Source organism: Rufibacter hautae (genome assembly GCF_008271695.1).
Classification (GTDB): domain Bacteria; phylum Bacteroidota; class Bacteroidia; order Cytophagales; family Hymenobacteraceae; genus Nibribacter; species Nibribacter hautae.
The window spans coordinates 1832696-1847555 of the sequence record NZ_VKKY01000002.1 but is presented as its reverse complement, the minus strand read 5'-3'; the positions used below and the strand labels follow the sequence as shown (position 1 = coordinate 1847555).

The following is a 14860-nucleotide window of genomic DNA, read 5'->3' as shown; positions in this document are numbered from 1 at the left end:
TCAATTTTAAATGGGTCTGTTGCTTTTACCGTTGCAGTATTACGCTCCGGAAAAAGCAGTAGGTGACGATAGAACAATCATAGTAGAGTGCTCCAGCCACGCATTGGTTCTGAAAAAGGCAGTAGGGGAGGTGCCAATTCTAATCCTGAACCGGAAGTAAATCTATGTCTTCTTCTGCAGAGTGAAATTAAGCAAAAAAGGAAAGGATACTATCAGCATCAGGGCTGGAAGTAAAGATAGTGTAGCAATTGCCTTATAGCCTAGGTACCAATGTAAGGTGTTTAAGGCTTGGTTTTGACAAAAAGGGCTAAAAACAGCCTTACTAGAAAAGAAGCGAGCTTAGCGCAAGAGCCTTAGAGATAGGAGACTTCTATGGTATTCCTGCCCTAGTTAATTGCTTAAAACTTTGCGCTTTAATCAAAGTCGTAACAGGATGATGCGTTTTTTATAATAGCCTGATTAGTAGCTGCACTGATAAAATAGGGTCATTGGCGGTTAAGGACCATTCTCAGCAAGCTATAAAGGTGAATTTGGGAAAGCGACAGTTTGATAATTCTATATTTAGAGAAGAAAATATTTTCGGTGCCTTCTTGCTTTTTATAAAATATGTTTGTTCTTTTATCATATTGTTAACAGGATGAAAGTAAATGATGCCTTTGTTGCGAAATCATTCAACCTCTTCCTTTAGCAAAAACAGGTAAAAGCGAGTTCTGTCACTAGACGTGCTTTCTTCTACCTTATAGAGAAAAGGGTTCTGACTGAGTTTTCACGGGTCTTCCTTTTGGGTTTCTTCTTACTTGCTCGCAGATCATCTTTCTGCGGTTTTCATACAGAGTACAGTTTTCCATTATTAGTTTTTACCAACAAGAACAGACATAAGCTTTCTTTTACTTTCATTGCTAAAACGTTTTACTAAAAAGTTAGGAGTTATAAAGGAAGAGGAGGGGCAAGAGGCTTATAAGCGACAATAGACCTGTAAGAATTAGATTGCTAGGTTATTCCCGTTGGGCTCTGGGTTATTCAGTAGCAGAGTTCAATAAGCTGTGAGATTGGTGTTTGCGGTAACACAAATCATAATGACTTCTAAAAAGTTGATGGACCTGCTAAGCGCCTCAAAAATGTAATACTTGGTTGGATGATACAATTAGCGGTTTGCTGAAGTACTTGCTTTTTATATGCTAAAACGATTTAGTTAATAAGTAAGTGAAAGTTGGTTTTGCAGTGTTCCGGTAAAAAGAAATGATAAAGACCCCATTGAATAGATTTTAGCTATAGAAAAAAGTAATAGGTCACCTTAAATGAGAATTAAGCCATACTCAACATAAACAGAACCATATGAAACGAGATTTACCCTTAAAATTCCTACTCAGTAGTTACACCCAGAAAAACCGGGCATTATGGCTCAAGGTGGTTCTGGCCGGGTTCTGCTTTGTGAGTAGCGCGGTACCCTCCCTTGCCGTGGTAGAGAAAGCGCCTAAAAAGGCTACTGGACTCGCGGTGAAATCAAGCCGGCTCGCCAAAGCCGGGACCAGGGTTGATTTTCAGGTAAAAGGCAAAGTGACGGATAAAACCGGGTCGCCTCTGATTGGGGCTTCGGTGAGTGTAAAAGGCACGGCCATTGGCGCCACCACCGATATTAACGGAAATTACGCCATCAATGCGCCCACTGAAAGCGGCGCCCTGGTCGTCTCTTATATCGGTTACCTGTCTAAGGAAATCGCCATTGGAGGGAAATCATCCATTGACATCGTGCTGGACGAAGACCAGACGAAGGTAGATGAGGTAGTGGTAGTAGCTTACGGTACCCAGCGTAAAATAAGCAATGTGGGCGCGCAAGCCTCGGTTTCAGTGAAAGAACTAGACCAGCCGGTTGCCAACATCAGCACCATGCTGGCCGGCCGGGTAGCGGGTGTTACCGGTGTGCAGCGTTCCGGCCAACCAGGTTATGATGGGGCTGATATCTGGATCAGGGGTATCGCGTCTTTGAGTGGTTCCAGTGCGCCTTTGGTTTTAGTGGATGGGGTAGAACGGTCTATGAACAACATAGATCCGCAGGATGTGGAGTCCTTTACCATCTTGAAAGACGCATCCGCGACGGCGGTGTATGGGGTAAGAGGCGCCAACGGGGTAATCCTGATCATGACGAAAAGAGGGGAGGAAGGGAAACCACGGGTAACCTTTGATTACAACCAGGGATTAACCCAGTTCACCAAGGTTCCTAAACTCATTGGCGGGGTAGATTACATGAACATCACCAACGAGGCCATCTACACCAGAAGAGAGCCCGGCGGAAATCTGCCTACTCCCAAATACAGCCAGGAAATCATCAACAAAACTGCCAGCGGAGAAGATCCCTTTGTGTACCCAGACGTGAACTGGTTAGATGAGGTTTTTGAAAAATACGGCAAGAATCGGAACGCCAACTTAAATGTGAGCGGAGGTTCTCCGCAGGCCCGGTATTATGTGTCTTTGGGGTATTATGATGAAACGGGTCTGTTCAACACAGATGCTATTGCGCAATACAACGCCACTACCCGGTTCACCCGCTACAATGTCACTTCTAATGTAACGCTGGACCTGACAAAGTCCACCAAGGTAGACCTTGGTATCCAGGGATATATTGCTACAGGGAATTACCCGGCTGAGAACGCCGCTACTATCTACAGTTCGGCTCTGGAAATCAGTCCTATAGAATACCCAGTGATGTATCCAGGTGGATTAGTGCCGGGTAGAACATCAAACGGAGGCTCAAGAAATCCTTATGCAGACGCAGCACTTAGAGGATATCAAAACGAAAACAAAAACCAACTCTTCTCTAACTTAAGAATCACGCAAACGCTGGATGCTGTTACGCCAGGTTTGTCAGCAACCGCCATGTTCGCTTTTGATGCTTTCAACCAACACTACATCAGAAGAAGTAAGCGGGAAGACACCTGGATTGTAGACCCAAATAACCCTAGAAACCCAGATGGAACTTTGAATTTAGGCCTTGCTCCTACTTTCTCTGGGCAGAACTTCTTGTCTTATGGCCGGGAAAATGGCGGAAACAGAAGATTCTACATGGAGGGTGCCCTCAATTACGATAGGGTTTTTGATAAGCACCGGGTAAGCGGATTGATCCTGGGCAACCGTTCAGATTACTCTAATGCTTTCGCGGGCAACTTCACAGAATCCATCCCTTTCAGAACAGAAGGGATTGCGGCCCGTGCTACCTACTCTTACAATGACAGGTACTTTGCAGAGGTCAATATTGGATACAATGGTTCTGAGAACTTTGATCCGGCAAACAGATACGGGTTCTTCCCGGCATTCGGGTTAGGATGGGTGGTTTCCAACGAGCGGTTCTTTGAACCCCTGGCGAACACCATCAACTTCCTGAAACTGCGGTACACCGACGGAAAAGTGGGTTCTGATTCCGGGGCGGGTAGGTTTGCCTTCTTAGGAAATGTGACCGACGATAACATACGAGGGTACACCTTTGGAAGAAACAGAGCCGGGGTAGGAGGCATCTTGGAGCAAACGTATGGCGTGGCCGTTACCTGGGTAGAGGCCCGTAAGCAAGACATAGGGATTGAGATCAACGCGTTCAACAGCAGCTTAGGAATCATCTTTGACGTCTTCAAAGACCGCAGAGAAGGAGCTTTTGTAACTAGGGGAGACGTGCCCGCTTATGTTGGACTTACCTCCATCCCTTCCGGTAACTTAGGAATCGTTGAAAACAAAGGGTTTGACGGTACCATCACGTACGATAAAAACATAGGTGACTTCTCTATGGGCTTTAGAGGAACCTTCTCTTACAACAGAAATAAAATCATAGAGAACGACCAGGCCCCTCAGCTTTATCCTTGGTTAGAAAGAAGAGGAACTCCTTTGTTGGCAAACTGGGGGTACACCGCAGAAGGTCTTTACAGCATGGAGGATGATGTAAACAAAGATGGGTTCATTACCCCTGATGACAGCGACCAGTTTCCTGTTCAGTTTGGTAGAATTCAGCCCGGAGACATCAGATACAAAGATTTAAACGGAGACGGCCGCATTGATGCCAATGACATCTCTGAAATTGGACAAGGGGATGTGCCCGCACTCACCTACGGTTTCGGAACAAGCCTGGGGTACAAGGGAGTAGACCTTAGTTTCTTCTTCCAAGGCCAGGCAGAAGCTGATATTGTATTGGAGGGACGAAGCATCAGAGCCTTTAGCGGCGATGGTGGTGGTGAAAACCTGTACGAGATTGCTTTAGACCGTTGGACGGAGGAAAACCCTAATCCAAACGCTTTCTACCCAAGATTGTCTTACGGTTCTGGAGCCAATGGAAGTAGCAACAACAACCAGTACAGTAGCTGGTGGTTGAAAGAGATAGATTTCCTCCGCCTGAAAACGGCTGAAATTGGGTACACCATTCCAAACGCTATTTCCAGCAAGGTTGGGATTGGAAACGCCCGGGTGTATTTAAGAGGGGTGAATCTGCTCACCTTCAGCAATTTCAAACTATGGGATCCTGAGTTGCTTACCAGAAACGGGGCAAGATATCCTAACATCTCTGTCTACTCCTTAGGCTTCAACCTCCAATTCTAATTTCCTGAAAAATGAAGAAGATAAAATCAATCATACTTGTAGGCTTGCTTACAAGCCTGAACTTCGCTTGCAACGATGATTTCCTGGATCAGGTACCAGATGACCGTCTAACGCTGGAGGCTACCTTCAAGAACAGAAATACGGTAGAGCAATATCTAGCCAATGTGTACTCCCAGATTCCGGACGATGCAAGCCAAAGAGGCCTGGGCGGCGACGGAAACGTAGGACCTTGGCTCGCGGCTTCTGACGAGGCAGAATACGTTTGGGGCTTCGTGGGAAGTAACTCCGTGAACATTGGCGCTTGGGACCCTTCCGCAGGCTTTGTCAATTCCATTTGGTCTAATTTCTACCGGGGCATTAGAAGAGCAAACGTGTTCATTGAAAACGTGGACCAATGCACCGACTGTGGCGCGGATGGTGCCTTGGTAAAGCGGTACAAGGCCGAAGCCAGAGCACTAAGAGGATTATATTACTTCCACCTAATGCGGTTGTACGGACCGATAGTTCTGGTAGGAAATGAGTCCATTCCGGTAGACGCACCAGCAGACGAGTTGAAGAAGCCCAGAAATACTTATGATGAGTGTGTAGCTTATGTGTTGGCAGAACTCAACGCAGCAGCGGCAGATCTTCCGACTGTAGCAACAGAGCAGAACTATGGCCGCATGACGAAGTCGTATGTGCAGGCTATCAAATCCCAGGTGCTATTGTACTCGGCAAGTCCATTGTTCAACGGAAATGCAGACTATGCTTCCCTGGTAAATAAAGATGGTCAGCAACTGATCAACCAACAGTATGATGTTAATAAATGGAAGCTAGCCGCTGATGCTGCCAAAGCATTTATTGATGAATACGTTCCGGGCACCTTTGATTTGTACCGTAAGAACAACGCCCAAGGCCAGTTTGACCCCTACCTATCCACCCGAGATGTGTTCCTGGATGAGTGGAACAAGGAAGTCATCTTTGCCAGAGTAGACGCGGGCATCAATCCAAGACAATATGAAATGACGCCTTTCCACGCCGGTTCACAGGCCGAAGCGAAGGGAAGTGGCGGTTTAGGGGCCACCCAGCACATTGTAGATGCCTACTTCACGGCAAACGGAAGGTCCATTGAGGATCCTAAATCAGGGTACATGACCTCAGGTTTTTCCAGCTTTAAAGCACCAAATGACACCGAGGCCAGACAAGTATTTAACCAGTGGGTAAACAGAGAGCCTCGGTTTTATGTGGGGATAACCTATGACAACAGCCTTTGGCTAAATAGGAACACTGGGAATATCGTCACCAGGACCTGGTTCAGCGGCAACTCCGGAAAGAATTCTGGAGCCGGAAATGACTACACGCCTACGGGTTACATTGTCCGGAAGAACATGAGCACGGGTGACTGGCGCAATGGTGACAGATCCTACGTGATGCTGCGCCTGGCTGAGATCTACCTCAATTACGCTGAAGCTTTAAATGAGTATAGCCCCGGCCACCCAGACATTCTTACTTATGTCAACCTTATCAGAAATCGGGCAGGAATCCCTGAGTATGGCTCTGCGGAGCTAGAGGCGCCTACCGGACAGGCCGCAGTAAGAGAAGCCATCTGGAAAGAACGCAGAGTAGAGTTGGCCTTTGAAAACGTGCGCTACTTTGACGCCCGCAGATGGAAGATCGCAGAAACGGCTTTCAACGGGCCAACTTTTGCCTTAGACATCTCTGCGCCGGACATCAACAATTTCTACAACAAAGTGCCTTTTGAGACCAGGGTGTTTACCAAACGGCATTACTTGTGGCCAATTCCGCAGAGTGAGATGAACATCAACCAATTACTGGTTCAAAATACTGGGTGGTAATTGGTTAGCTAGGTTCAGGAAGGATTGCTTTTACCTGAACCTAGCTCTTCTCTACTCAAAAGGATTCTAAAAGACTACTTAGATTTTACATATATCCTTAAAAAATCATATATGAAACAAATGTTACAATTTGTGAGGGTGGCACTTAGTGCGCTGTGTTTCTTCAGCGTCATCAATGAAGCCGCAGCACAGGATGATCTCACAGCAAAAGGTGGGGTCCTCACGGTATTCCGGGAGAATGACGAGGGGCCAACGTTTAGGGAGGGTTCACCCAAAGTGATTGACAATAACTCTGGTTCTAAGTTTCTGTCCCATTTCGATAACATGCAGTGGCTGCAATTCCAGCTCACAGAGCCCGCAGTTGTGGGAACATACACGCTTATTTCCGCAGACGATGACCCCAACCGGGACCCCAAAGACTGGAAGTTGGAAGGATCAAACAATGGGACAACCTGGGTAGAGCTTGACGTACGCACCGGAGAGATGTTCCCAGAGCGGTTCATGACAAAAACGTACAACATCACCAATTCAACTGCCTACCGTTATTATCGGTTAAATATTAGTGCCCTTAAAGCGAACAATACTTTCCAATTGGCAGAGTGGCGGCTTTTTACGGCGGTTAAAAATCCTGATGTGACGGCCAGAGGTGATGTTTTAACTGTTTTAAGAGAAAACGATGGAGGGCAGGCCGCCGGAGAGGGATCACCGAAAGTAATTGACAACAATCCCGGCTCAAAGTTCCTGTCGCACTGGCCAGGTGAGCAGTGGTTGCGTCTGCAACTAACAGCACCAGCAGCAGTGGGTACCTATACGCTAGTTTCCGCTAACGATGACCCCAACCGTGACCCTAAAGATTGGAAATTGGAGGGCTCACAAAACGGAACTGACTGGACGATGTTAGACACCCGCTCCGGAGAGATGTTCACTGAACGCTTTCAAACCAAGGTGTATTCAATGGCAAATAGTACTGCTTATGCCTACTATCGTCTAAATATAAGTGCCATTAAAGACGGAGGAACTTTCCAGTTGGCAGAGTGGCGGCTCTTTGAAGGAGAGGGATTTGTTGCACCCTCTGGGTTGAATGCTTTTGCTAACGCAGGTGATGAAGTGTATCTGTCCTGGACTGACTTTAGTGCAAGCGAAACCGGGTTTGAAGTGGAGCGCTCTTTAGATGGCATTACCTTCACTAAAGTAGCTACGGTAGCCGCTAACACAAACTTTTATTATGACAAAGGGTTAGCGCAAAACACCAAGTATTATTACCGGGTCAGAACCATCGGGGCCGGGAAGTCTTCAGGTTATTCTGTGGTGAATGTCTCCAGAACCCTGAATTATAGTGGTGCTACGGCTGATTTAACCGATAATGGAGGACGGCTTACTGTTTCAAAAGAGAATACAGGAAATCAAGCCGAAAACTCTTCTAAACTGGTTGATAATAATTTTCAAACCAAGTTTTTGGCTGGTGGTATACAAAGACCGGTAACCCTGTGGTTGCAATACGAATCTACTACCGCCACAGATGTAGTAACCAAATATACCCTTGTTTCAGGTGATGACGCTCCTGAAAGGGATGCCAAAGATTGGACGTTCCAAGGATCTACTAACGGAACAGATTGGACCATCCTTGACACCCGGAAAAACCAAGTTTTTGCTGGCCGTCGTTTGGAGATGTCTTTCTCCTTTACTAATGATAAACCATTCAAATATTACAAGTTAGATATCACGGCGAACAACGGCTCTGGTGATGCCGTCCAAATCTCTGAATGGCAAATTTGGGGGATTCCGCAGAACGCCCCTGCCGTACCTGGTGATGTAAGGATTTCTAACGCTACGGAAAGCACGCTTACCCTCAACTGGAACGATGTGGCCACTAATGAAACAGGGTATGAGATCTGGCGCTCAACAGACGGAGTAGCCTATTCAAGGTTGAATTCGGTTGAGGCTGGCGCCACTTCTTATACAGATACAAATCTGGGAGTGTTGGCTACTTATCAGTATCGGGTAAAGGCAATGGGTGCGTCAGGTAATTCTATCTTTTCATCTACCGTAAGCGGCACCACTTTATATGATGAAAGGTTGCCGTTGCCAGCAGAAAATCTATTGGCAACTACCCTTTCAGAAACGCAGGTGAAGTTAGATTGGACAGATCGGGCAGAAAACGAAACCGGATTTCAGATTGAACGGTCTACCAACGGGACCTCCTTTCTACCTGTACAAACCCTTGCTGCCAATGTTACCACCTTCACAGACGAAGGACTTAGATTAGCTACCCGCTACTATTACAGAGTTAGGCCTATCAATGACTACAGCCAATCCTCGGGCATAAGTGCTCCTTATACTACGGTAGCAGAAACCATCACCCAAGGCTCAAACCAGGCTCCTACCATTGCAGCCATAGCTGACCAGAATAGCTGTAACGTGGTAGACGCCTACACCATTCCGCTAGAAGGTTTAACTTCTGAGCCAGGACAACAACTTAGCCTTTCGGTTTCTTCAAACAGAAGTGCCCTCTTCAGTGACTTATCTGTAAGTACGGTTGAAAACGGGAAAGCAACTCTTACCTACAAGCTGGTGGAAGGCCAGCCTGGTGAAGCAACCGTAACGGTGACCGTGAAAGACGATGGTGGTACCCTGAATAACGGTACTGATACCTTCTCTACCACTTTCAAAATCACTTCCTATGAACTGAACATGAGCGTGGCCGCTGACCGCAACGGCAAAGTGCCAAGAGGGGAGACCATTCAGTTAACAGCAACGGGCGAAGAAGGCTACACTTACACGTGGGCAGACGGGCCGGGCATCATCAGTGGGCAGAACAGCAATAAGCTGTTGATCAAACCAACCCAGGGGTATGTCTACAAAGTGACCGCCAGCACCGCCGAAGGATGCACCAAAGAAACGGAGTTTACCGTGCTGGTGGAAGGTGGCGTAGCCTTGCAGGCCAACAACATCCTGACGCCTAACAATGATGGCAAAAACGATGTGTGGGTCATCTGGAACATCAATACTTACCCTGGCAGCAAACTAAAAGTGTTTGACACCGCCGGCAGAGTGGTGTACGAGAAAGAGAATTACGCCAATGATTGGAGCGGGACGTACCAAGGTTCGCCATTAGCCCAAGGCGTGTACTACTATGTGATTGACTTAGGATCAGGAATACCTCCCGCCAAAGGAGCCCTTACCATTATCCGTGATTAAAAATAGAAAGCCATATGAAAAAGCTATATAACCTAAAAAAAGGGCTGCCTCTCTTTCTGCTTGTCTTCTGCTGCGTGGCGCTGGTGCAGGAGAGTGCCGCCCAGATCAATCCGTTGAGAGCGATCTATTTTCAAAATCAGTACCTGGCTAATCCGGCCATGGCTGGGGTAACCGGAGGGTTTAAGGTAAACCTCCATTACCGCAACCAGTGGGGGAGCATCTCAGATGCTCCTTCCACGGAGGCCATCACCGCTGAGTACGGGCTAAGCAACAAAGTAGGCTTGGGGGTGAACCTGGGGCAAACCAGAGAAGGGTTGATCAAACGCGCCAGAGCCATGGCTACCTACTCGTACCACCTGCCGCTGAACCAGAGCACCCGCCAGTTGCATTTCGGGTTGTCTGCCGGCGTGGTGAATGAGCAGCTTGACATGGACGAAATGGTAGGTGACGTGGATGACCAAACCGTAGCCCGGTTCAATGACCAGGGACCGTATGTGGAGGGTGAAGTTGGAGTAGCCTACACTGATTCAAAACTCACGATTCAGGGCTCTTTTCCCAATATCAGGGCGTTTCTGGACAAGAGCCTCAACGAGAGCAATACTGTGAACCGGTCCACTTACTTCGCCGCCGCCAGCTACAAGCTTACGCTGGGTTCCAGTGTGGGGGTAGAACCGAAAGTGGTGTACCGGGGGGTGAAAGGATTTGACGACCTCATTGATGCCGGGGCCAACCTGACCTTTGTAGACAACCAGTTCAACGTGTTTGGCATGTACCACAGCTCCAAGAACGTGACCTTTGGGTTTGGCGCCGATGTGAAAAGACGACTGGCGCTTACCGGAATGTACACCACCGGTTCCTCGGCGTTGAACAGCCTGACCGGCGTAAAGGGAAGTTTTGAACTAGGACTGAGAGCTTCTCTCTGGAATGTGCAATAAAACTACTATATTAGCTTTTAAAACGTTTTAGCAAGGGTTTGTAGAAAACAGCCTCTAAACGCAGAATCTTCCACGGTGTCTGACCATTAGGATTTCTATCTTTAGGGACAGTTTTCTACAAGCCAATAAATCAAGCCTTTAGGCCACATCAAAATCCCCTGATTAATGAAAAAACTCTTCATTTGGATTCTAGCAAGCGTACCGTTCTTCTCCTCCGCCCAAGTTTCAAAGAAAGCAGACGTATCCCCCGTGGATCTGGTGAACCCCTTGATGGGCACCGACTCCAAACCGGATCTCTCTAACGGGAACACCTATCCGGCCGTGGCCGTGCCCTGGGGCATGAACCTCTGGACCCCGCAGACCGGCACCATGGGCAACGGCTGGGCCTACACGTACGCCGCCGACAAGATCAGGGGCTTCAAGCAGACGCACCAACCTTCGCCCTGGATGAACGATTACGGCCAGTTCGTGATCATGCCGGTGACCGGCAAGATGAAGTTCGATCAGGACGGACGGGCCAGCTGGTACTCTCACAAATCGGAGACGGCCAAGCCTTATTACTACGGCGTGTACTTAGCAGACCATGACGTGACCGCCGAGCTTACCCCCACTGAGCGCGCTGCCCAGTTCCGGTTTACTTATCCTAAGTCGGATAGCTCGTTCATCGTGATTGATGCGCTGGACAAAGGCTCTTACGTGAAGGTGTTGCCCAAAGAGAGGAAGATTGTAGGCTACACCACCAAATACGCTCGCGGTCCTTTGAAAGAGTTCAAGAACCACTTCGTCATCTACGTAGACAAGCCTATTGTGCTGGCCCGCACTTTTCGCGGAAACAAACTCACCGGCAGAGATTCTCTTGAACTTACCGCGAACCATTCCGGTGCGGTGATCGGTTTTAAAACGGCCAAAGGGGAGAAGGTGAATTTGAAAGTTGCTTCCTCGTTCATCAGCCAGGAGCAGGCTGAGTTGAACCTTAGCCGCGAACTAGCCCAAGACAATTTTGACGCGACCATGGCCAAAGCCCGCGACCGTTGGGAGAAAACCTTGGGCCGCATCAAGGTGGAAGGCGGCACCGAGGAGCAGCAACGCACCTTCTATTCCTGCCTCTACCGCACGCTATTCTTCCCCCACAAAATGTATGAGGTAAACGCCGCGAACAAAGCGGTGCACTACAGCCCGTACACCGGCAAGGTCCACGACGGCTACCGTTTCGCCGGAACTGGTTTCTGGGACACGTTCCGAGCCCTGTATCCTTTCCTGAACCTCATGTACCCTGCCATCAACAAAGAGATGCAGGAAGGCCTCATCAACGATTACAAAGAAGGCGGTTGGTTGCCCGAGTGGTCCAGCCCAGGTTATTCTGACATTATGATCGGGAACAACTCGGCCTCTGTGGTAGCGGATGCTTACATGAAAGGAATGCGCGGCTATGACATTGAGAAGCTCTACGAGGCCTTGGTGCACGGAGCCAACAACGAGGGACCCATCACGGCCATCGGCCGGAAAGGCGTGGACTACTACAACAAGCTGGGGTACGTGCCTTACGACGTGAACATCAACGAGAACGCCGCCCGCACCCTGGAGTATGCTTACGATGATTTCGCGATCTATCAACTGGCCAAGGCCCTGAAAAGACCGCAGGCCGAGATAGACTTGTACGCCAAGCGCAGCCAGAACTACCGAAACCTCTACGATCCGGCCACCGGCCTGATGCGCGGCAAAAACAAAGACGGCAAGTTTCAGGCACCTTTCAACCCATTCAAATGGGGCGATGCTTTCACCGAGGGCAACAGCTGGCACTACTCCTGGAGCGTGTTCCATGATGTGCAGGGCCTTATTGACCTGATGGGCGGCAAACAGAACTTCGTGAAGAAACTGGACTCGGTGTTCACTTTGCCTCCGGTATTTGATGACTCTTACTACGGTGGCGTGATCCACGAGATCCGGGAGATGCAGATCGCCAACATGGGCCAATACGCGCACGGGAACCAGCCCATCCAGCACATGACGTACCTGTACAATTTCGCCGGAGAACCCTGGAAAACCCAGTACTGGGCACGCGAGACCATGAACCGCATGTACAAACCAACCCCAGACGGCTACTGCGGTGATGAAGACAACGGCCAAACCTCGGCTTGGTACGTGTTCAGCGCCATGGGCTTCTATCCGGTTTGCCCGGGCACCGACCAGTACGTGTTAGGCGCACCGCTCTTCCCCAAGATGACTCTGGAACTAGAGAACGGCAAGAAAGTGGAGATTGAGGCGCCTAACAGCAGCAAAGACAACCTGTACGTGCAGGACCTGAAACTCAACGGCAAAAAACACGAGAAGAACTGGGTGGGGCACTTTGAATTGATGAAAGGCGCCAAACTGCGCTTTGACATGGCAGACAAGCCCAACACCAAACGCGGAACCGAGGAAAGCGCCTTGCCTTTCTCATTCTCCAAACCACAGTACGTGACCCAGAACGGGAAGTAATAAGGACCCGGCTTCTTTCCTTTCAACAAGGAGCCGGGCCAATCAAAAGGACAGAAATTTGTTTTAGTTAGAAGGCGTGAGGGCTCTTCCCTGTAAGGGAACATGGCTTTCACCGGATTCAAAATCACAAGCTATGAATCATGCAACAGTAGTGGGGATAGATGTAGGAGGTTCGCATATCTCCGCCGCCCTTGTAGATATGGAAACGAGTTCCCTGGTGACGGGGAGCTACGTGAGAAAGGAGATCAACACCCAGGGCTCCGTGAACGAGATCATTGAAAACTGGTGCGAGGTTATCCAGCAGGCGCAGAAATATGACAGTACTTCTTCCGGCAAGATAGGCATTGCCATGCCCGGGCCCTTCGATTACCCAAACGGCGTCTCGCTTATCAAAGACCAGAACAAATACGACATCCTCTACAAACTGAATGTAAAGGAATTATTGGCAGAAAAGCTTTTAGTGCAGGCAGACGACATCCGGTTTTTGAACGATGCCGAATGTTTTCTACTGGGCGAGGTTTTCTGCGGCGCCGCCCAGGGCGTTGAGCAAGTACTGGGTCTAACCTTAGGCACCGGCTTGGGCTCGGCCTGGTGCCACCACGGGAAAGTGGAAGACGCTGACTTGTGGAACTCGCCCTTCAAAGAAGGCATCGCGGAAGATTACCTGTCTACCCGCTGGTTCGTGAACCGTTTCCGGGAGCTCACCGGCCAAGAGGTGAAAGGGGTGAAGGAACTGGCCGATCTGGCCCCGCAGAACCAAACCGCGCAGGTCGTTTTTGATGAGTTCGGGCGGAATTTAGCCGATTTCATCAAAACGGCCGTGAAACAGGTAGGGGCGGTTATGGTGGTCATCGGCGGAAACATCTCTAAAGCTTATCCGCTGTTTTCCCAGTCCTTGGAGAAGCACCTGCAGACCGCGGGTTTGTCTATCCCCATCCGGGTGGCGGAGCTGGGGGAGGAGTCGGCCTTGATTGGGGCGGCTAGTTCCTGGAAAGCCAGTCTGCTGGAGAAAGTGGAAGCCGTGAATACCCTTCGAAAATAAACCTCTTTTTACCTTTATCCCCCTGTAGAATATGAAACGTTTCCTCATTGGTTCTTTGCTATTCGCTGGCTCCCTCACCGCCGCATGCGCGCAGGCTGGGCAACCGGGAAAGAACATTGCCGGCATAGATGATTGGAAGTACATAGGGGCCTACATAAGCAAGGATTCTGTCACCAAAGGCCCTTACACCCTCCTTTTCTATAACCGGGACCTAGCTTTCGCGCAAGAGGGCGAGCAAATCAAAAAGCGGATGATCGATGCCTTCTTCAAAGTGTATCCCCAAGAAGCGGCTAGGTTCAACCCCAACACCACCAAGAAAGTCACCTTCATCATTGACCCGGCCTACCAGGGAGTAGCCGCCGCCAGTGACGGAATCATCCGGTACAGCCCGTTCTGGATGCTGCAACACCCCGGTGACATTGACGTGGTGACCCACGAGGTATTCCACCTGGTACAAGCTTATCCCCATGATGCAGGTCCGGGCTGGCTCACCGAAGGCATCACCGATTACGTGCGCTACAAATTCGGCGTGGACAATGCCGGCGGCGGCTGGTCTTTGACCCCCTTCAGTCCGCAGCACCACTATACCAACAGCTACCGCATCACCGGCCGTTTCCTGGCCTGGGTGGAGAAGAACAAGAACCCCAAAATAGTAGACAACCTGGATTCCGCTTTGCGGAAGAAGACCTACACCCCTGAGCTATGGGTTAAATTGACGGGCAAAACGGTGGATGAACTGTGGCAGCAATACGCCTCAAATCCTGCGTTGTAACCAATTATCAACTTCAACTATGAGT

7 protein-coding genes are annotated in these 14860 nt (G+C 49.2%); all 7 read left to right on the top strand.

Translation table 11 applies throughout. From position 1 onward, the window contains the following. Positions 1 to 1335: 1335 nt before the first annotated feature. Positions 1336 to 4575: a SusC/RagA family TonB-linked outer membrane protein gene (locus FOA19_RS16435; RefSeq protein ID WP_149091857.1), complete on the top strand. Its 3240-nt coding sequence runs from the start codon at positions 1336 to 1338 to the stop codon at positions 4573 to 4575. 11 nt (positions 4576 to 4586) lie between these two features. After that, a complete protein-coding gene (locus FOA19_RS16430) occupies positions 4587 to 6410 on the top strand; it encodes a RagB/SusD family nutrient uptake outer membrane protein (protein ID WP_149091856.1) in 1824 nt (607 codons plus the stop codon). Positions 6411 to 6521: 111 nt separating this feature from the next. After that, a complete protein-coding gene (locus FOA19_RS16425; RefSeq protein WP_149091855.1) occupies positions 6522 to 9608 on the top strand; it encodes a T9SS type B sorting domain-containing protein in 3087 nt (1028 codons plus the stop codon). Between the two features lie 14 nt (positions 9609 to 9622). Continuing rightward, the gene (locus tag FOA19_RS16420; RefSeq protein WP_149091854.1) at positions 9623 to 10543 is read left to right on the top strand and encodes a PorP/SprF family type IX secretion system membrane protein; all 921 of its coding nucleotides are present in this window, start codon (positions 9623 to 9625) and stop codon (positions 10541 to 10543) included. 165 nt (positions 10544 to 10708) lie between these two features. Beyond that, on the top strand, positions 10709 to 13021 hold the full coding sequence (locus FOA19_RS16415) for a GH92 family glycosyl hydrolase (protein WP_149091853.1): 2313 nt from the start codon (positions 10709 to 10711) through the stop codon (positions 13019 to 13021). Between the two features lie 133 nt (positions 13022 to 13154). After that, on the top strand, positions 13155 to 14063 hold the full coding sequence (locus FOA19_RS16410; protein WP_149091852.1) for an ROK family protein: 909 nt from the start codon (positions 13155 to 13157) through the stop codon (positions 14061 to 14063). Positions 14064 to 14094: 31 nt separating this feature from the next. Further along, complete coding sequence (locus FOA19_RS16405) at positions 14095 to 14835, top strand: basic secretory protein-like protein (RefSeq protein ID WP_149091851.1); 741 nt, start codon at positions 14095 to 14097, stop codon at positions 14833 to 14835. Positions 14836 to 14860: the final 25 nt, after the last annotated feature.

Bases quoted from the DNA above. Each gene is read 5' to 3' on its own strand.
- FOA19_RS16435 (WP_149091857.1), top strand. From the start codon at position 1,336: ATGAAACGAGATTTACCCTTAAAATTCCTACTCAGTAGTTACACCCAG.
- FOA19_RS16430 (WP_149091856.1), top strand. From the start codon at position 4,587: ATGAAGAAGATAAAATCAATCATACTTGTAGGCTTGCTTACAAGCCTG.
- FOA19_RS16425 (WP_149091855.1), top strand. From the start codon at position 6,522: ATGAAACAAATGTTACAATTTGTGAGGGTGGCACTTAGTGCGCTGTGT.
- FOA19_RS16420 (WP_149091854.1), top strand. From the start codon at position 9,623: ATGAAAAAGCTATATAACCTAAAAAAAGGGCTGCCTCTCTTTCTGCTT.
- FOA19_RS16415 (WP_149091853.1), top strand. From the start codon at position 10,709: ATGAAAAAACTCTTCATTTGGATTCTAGCAAGCGTACCGTTCTTCTCC.
- FOA19_RS16410 (WP_149091852.1), top strand. From the start codon at position 13,155: ATGAATCATGCAACAGTAGTGGGGATAGATGTAGGAGGTTCGCATATC.
- FOA19_RS16405 (WP_149091851.1), top strand. From the start codon at position 14,095: ATGAAACGTTTCCTCATTGGTTCTTTGCTATTCGCTGGCTCCCTCACC.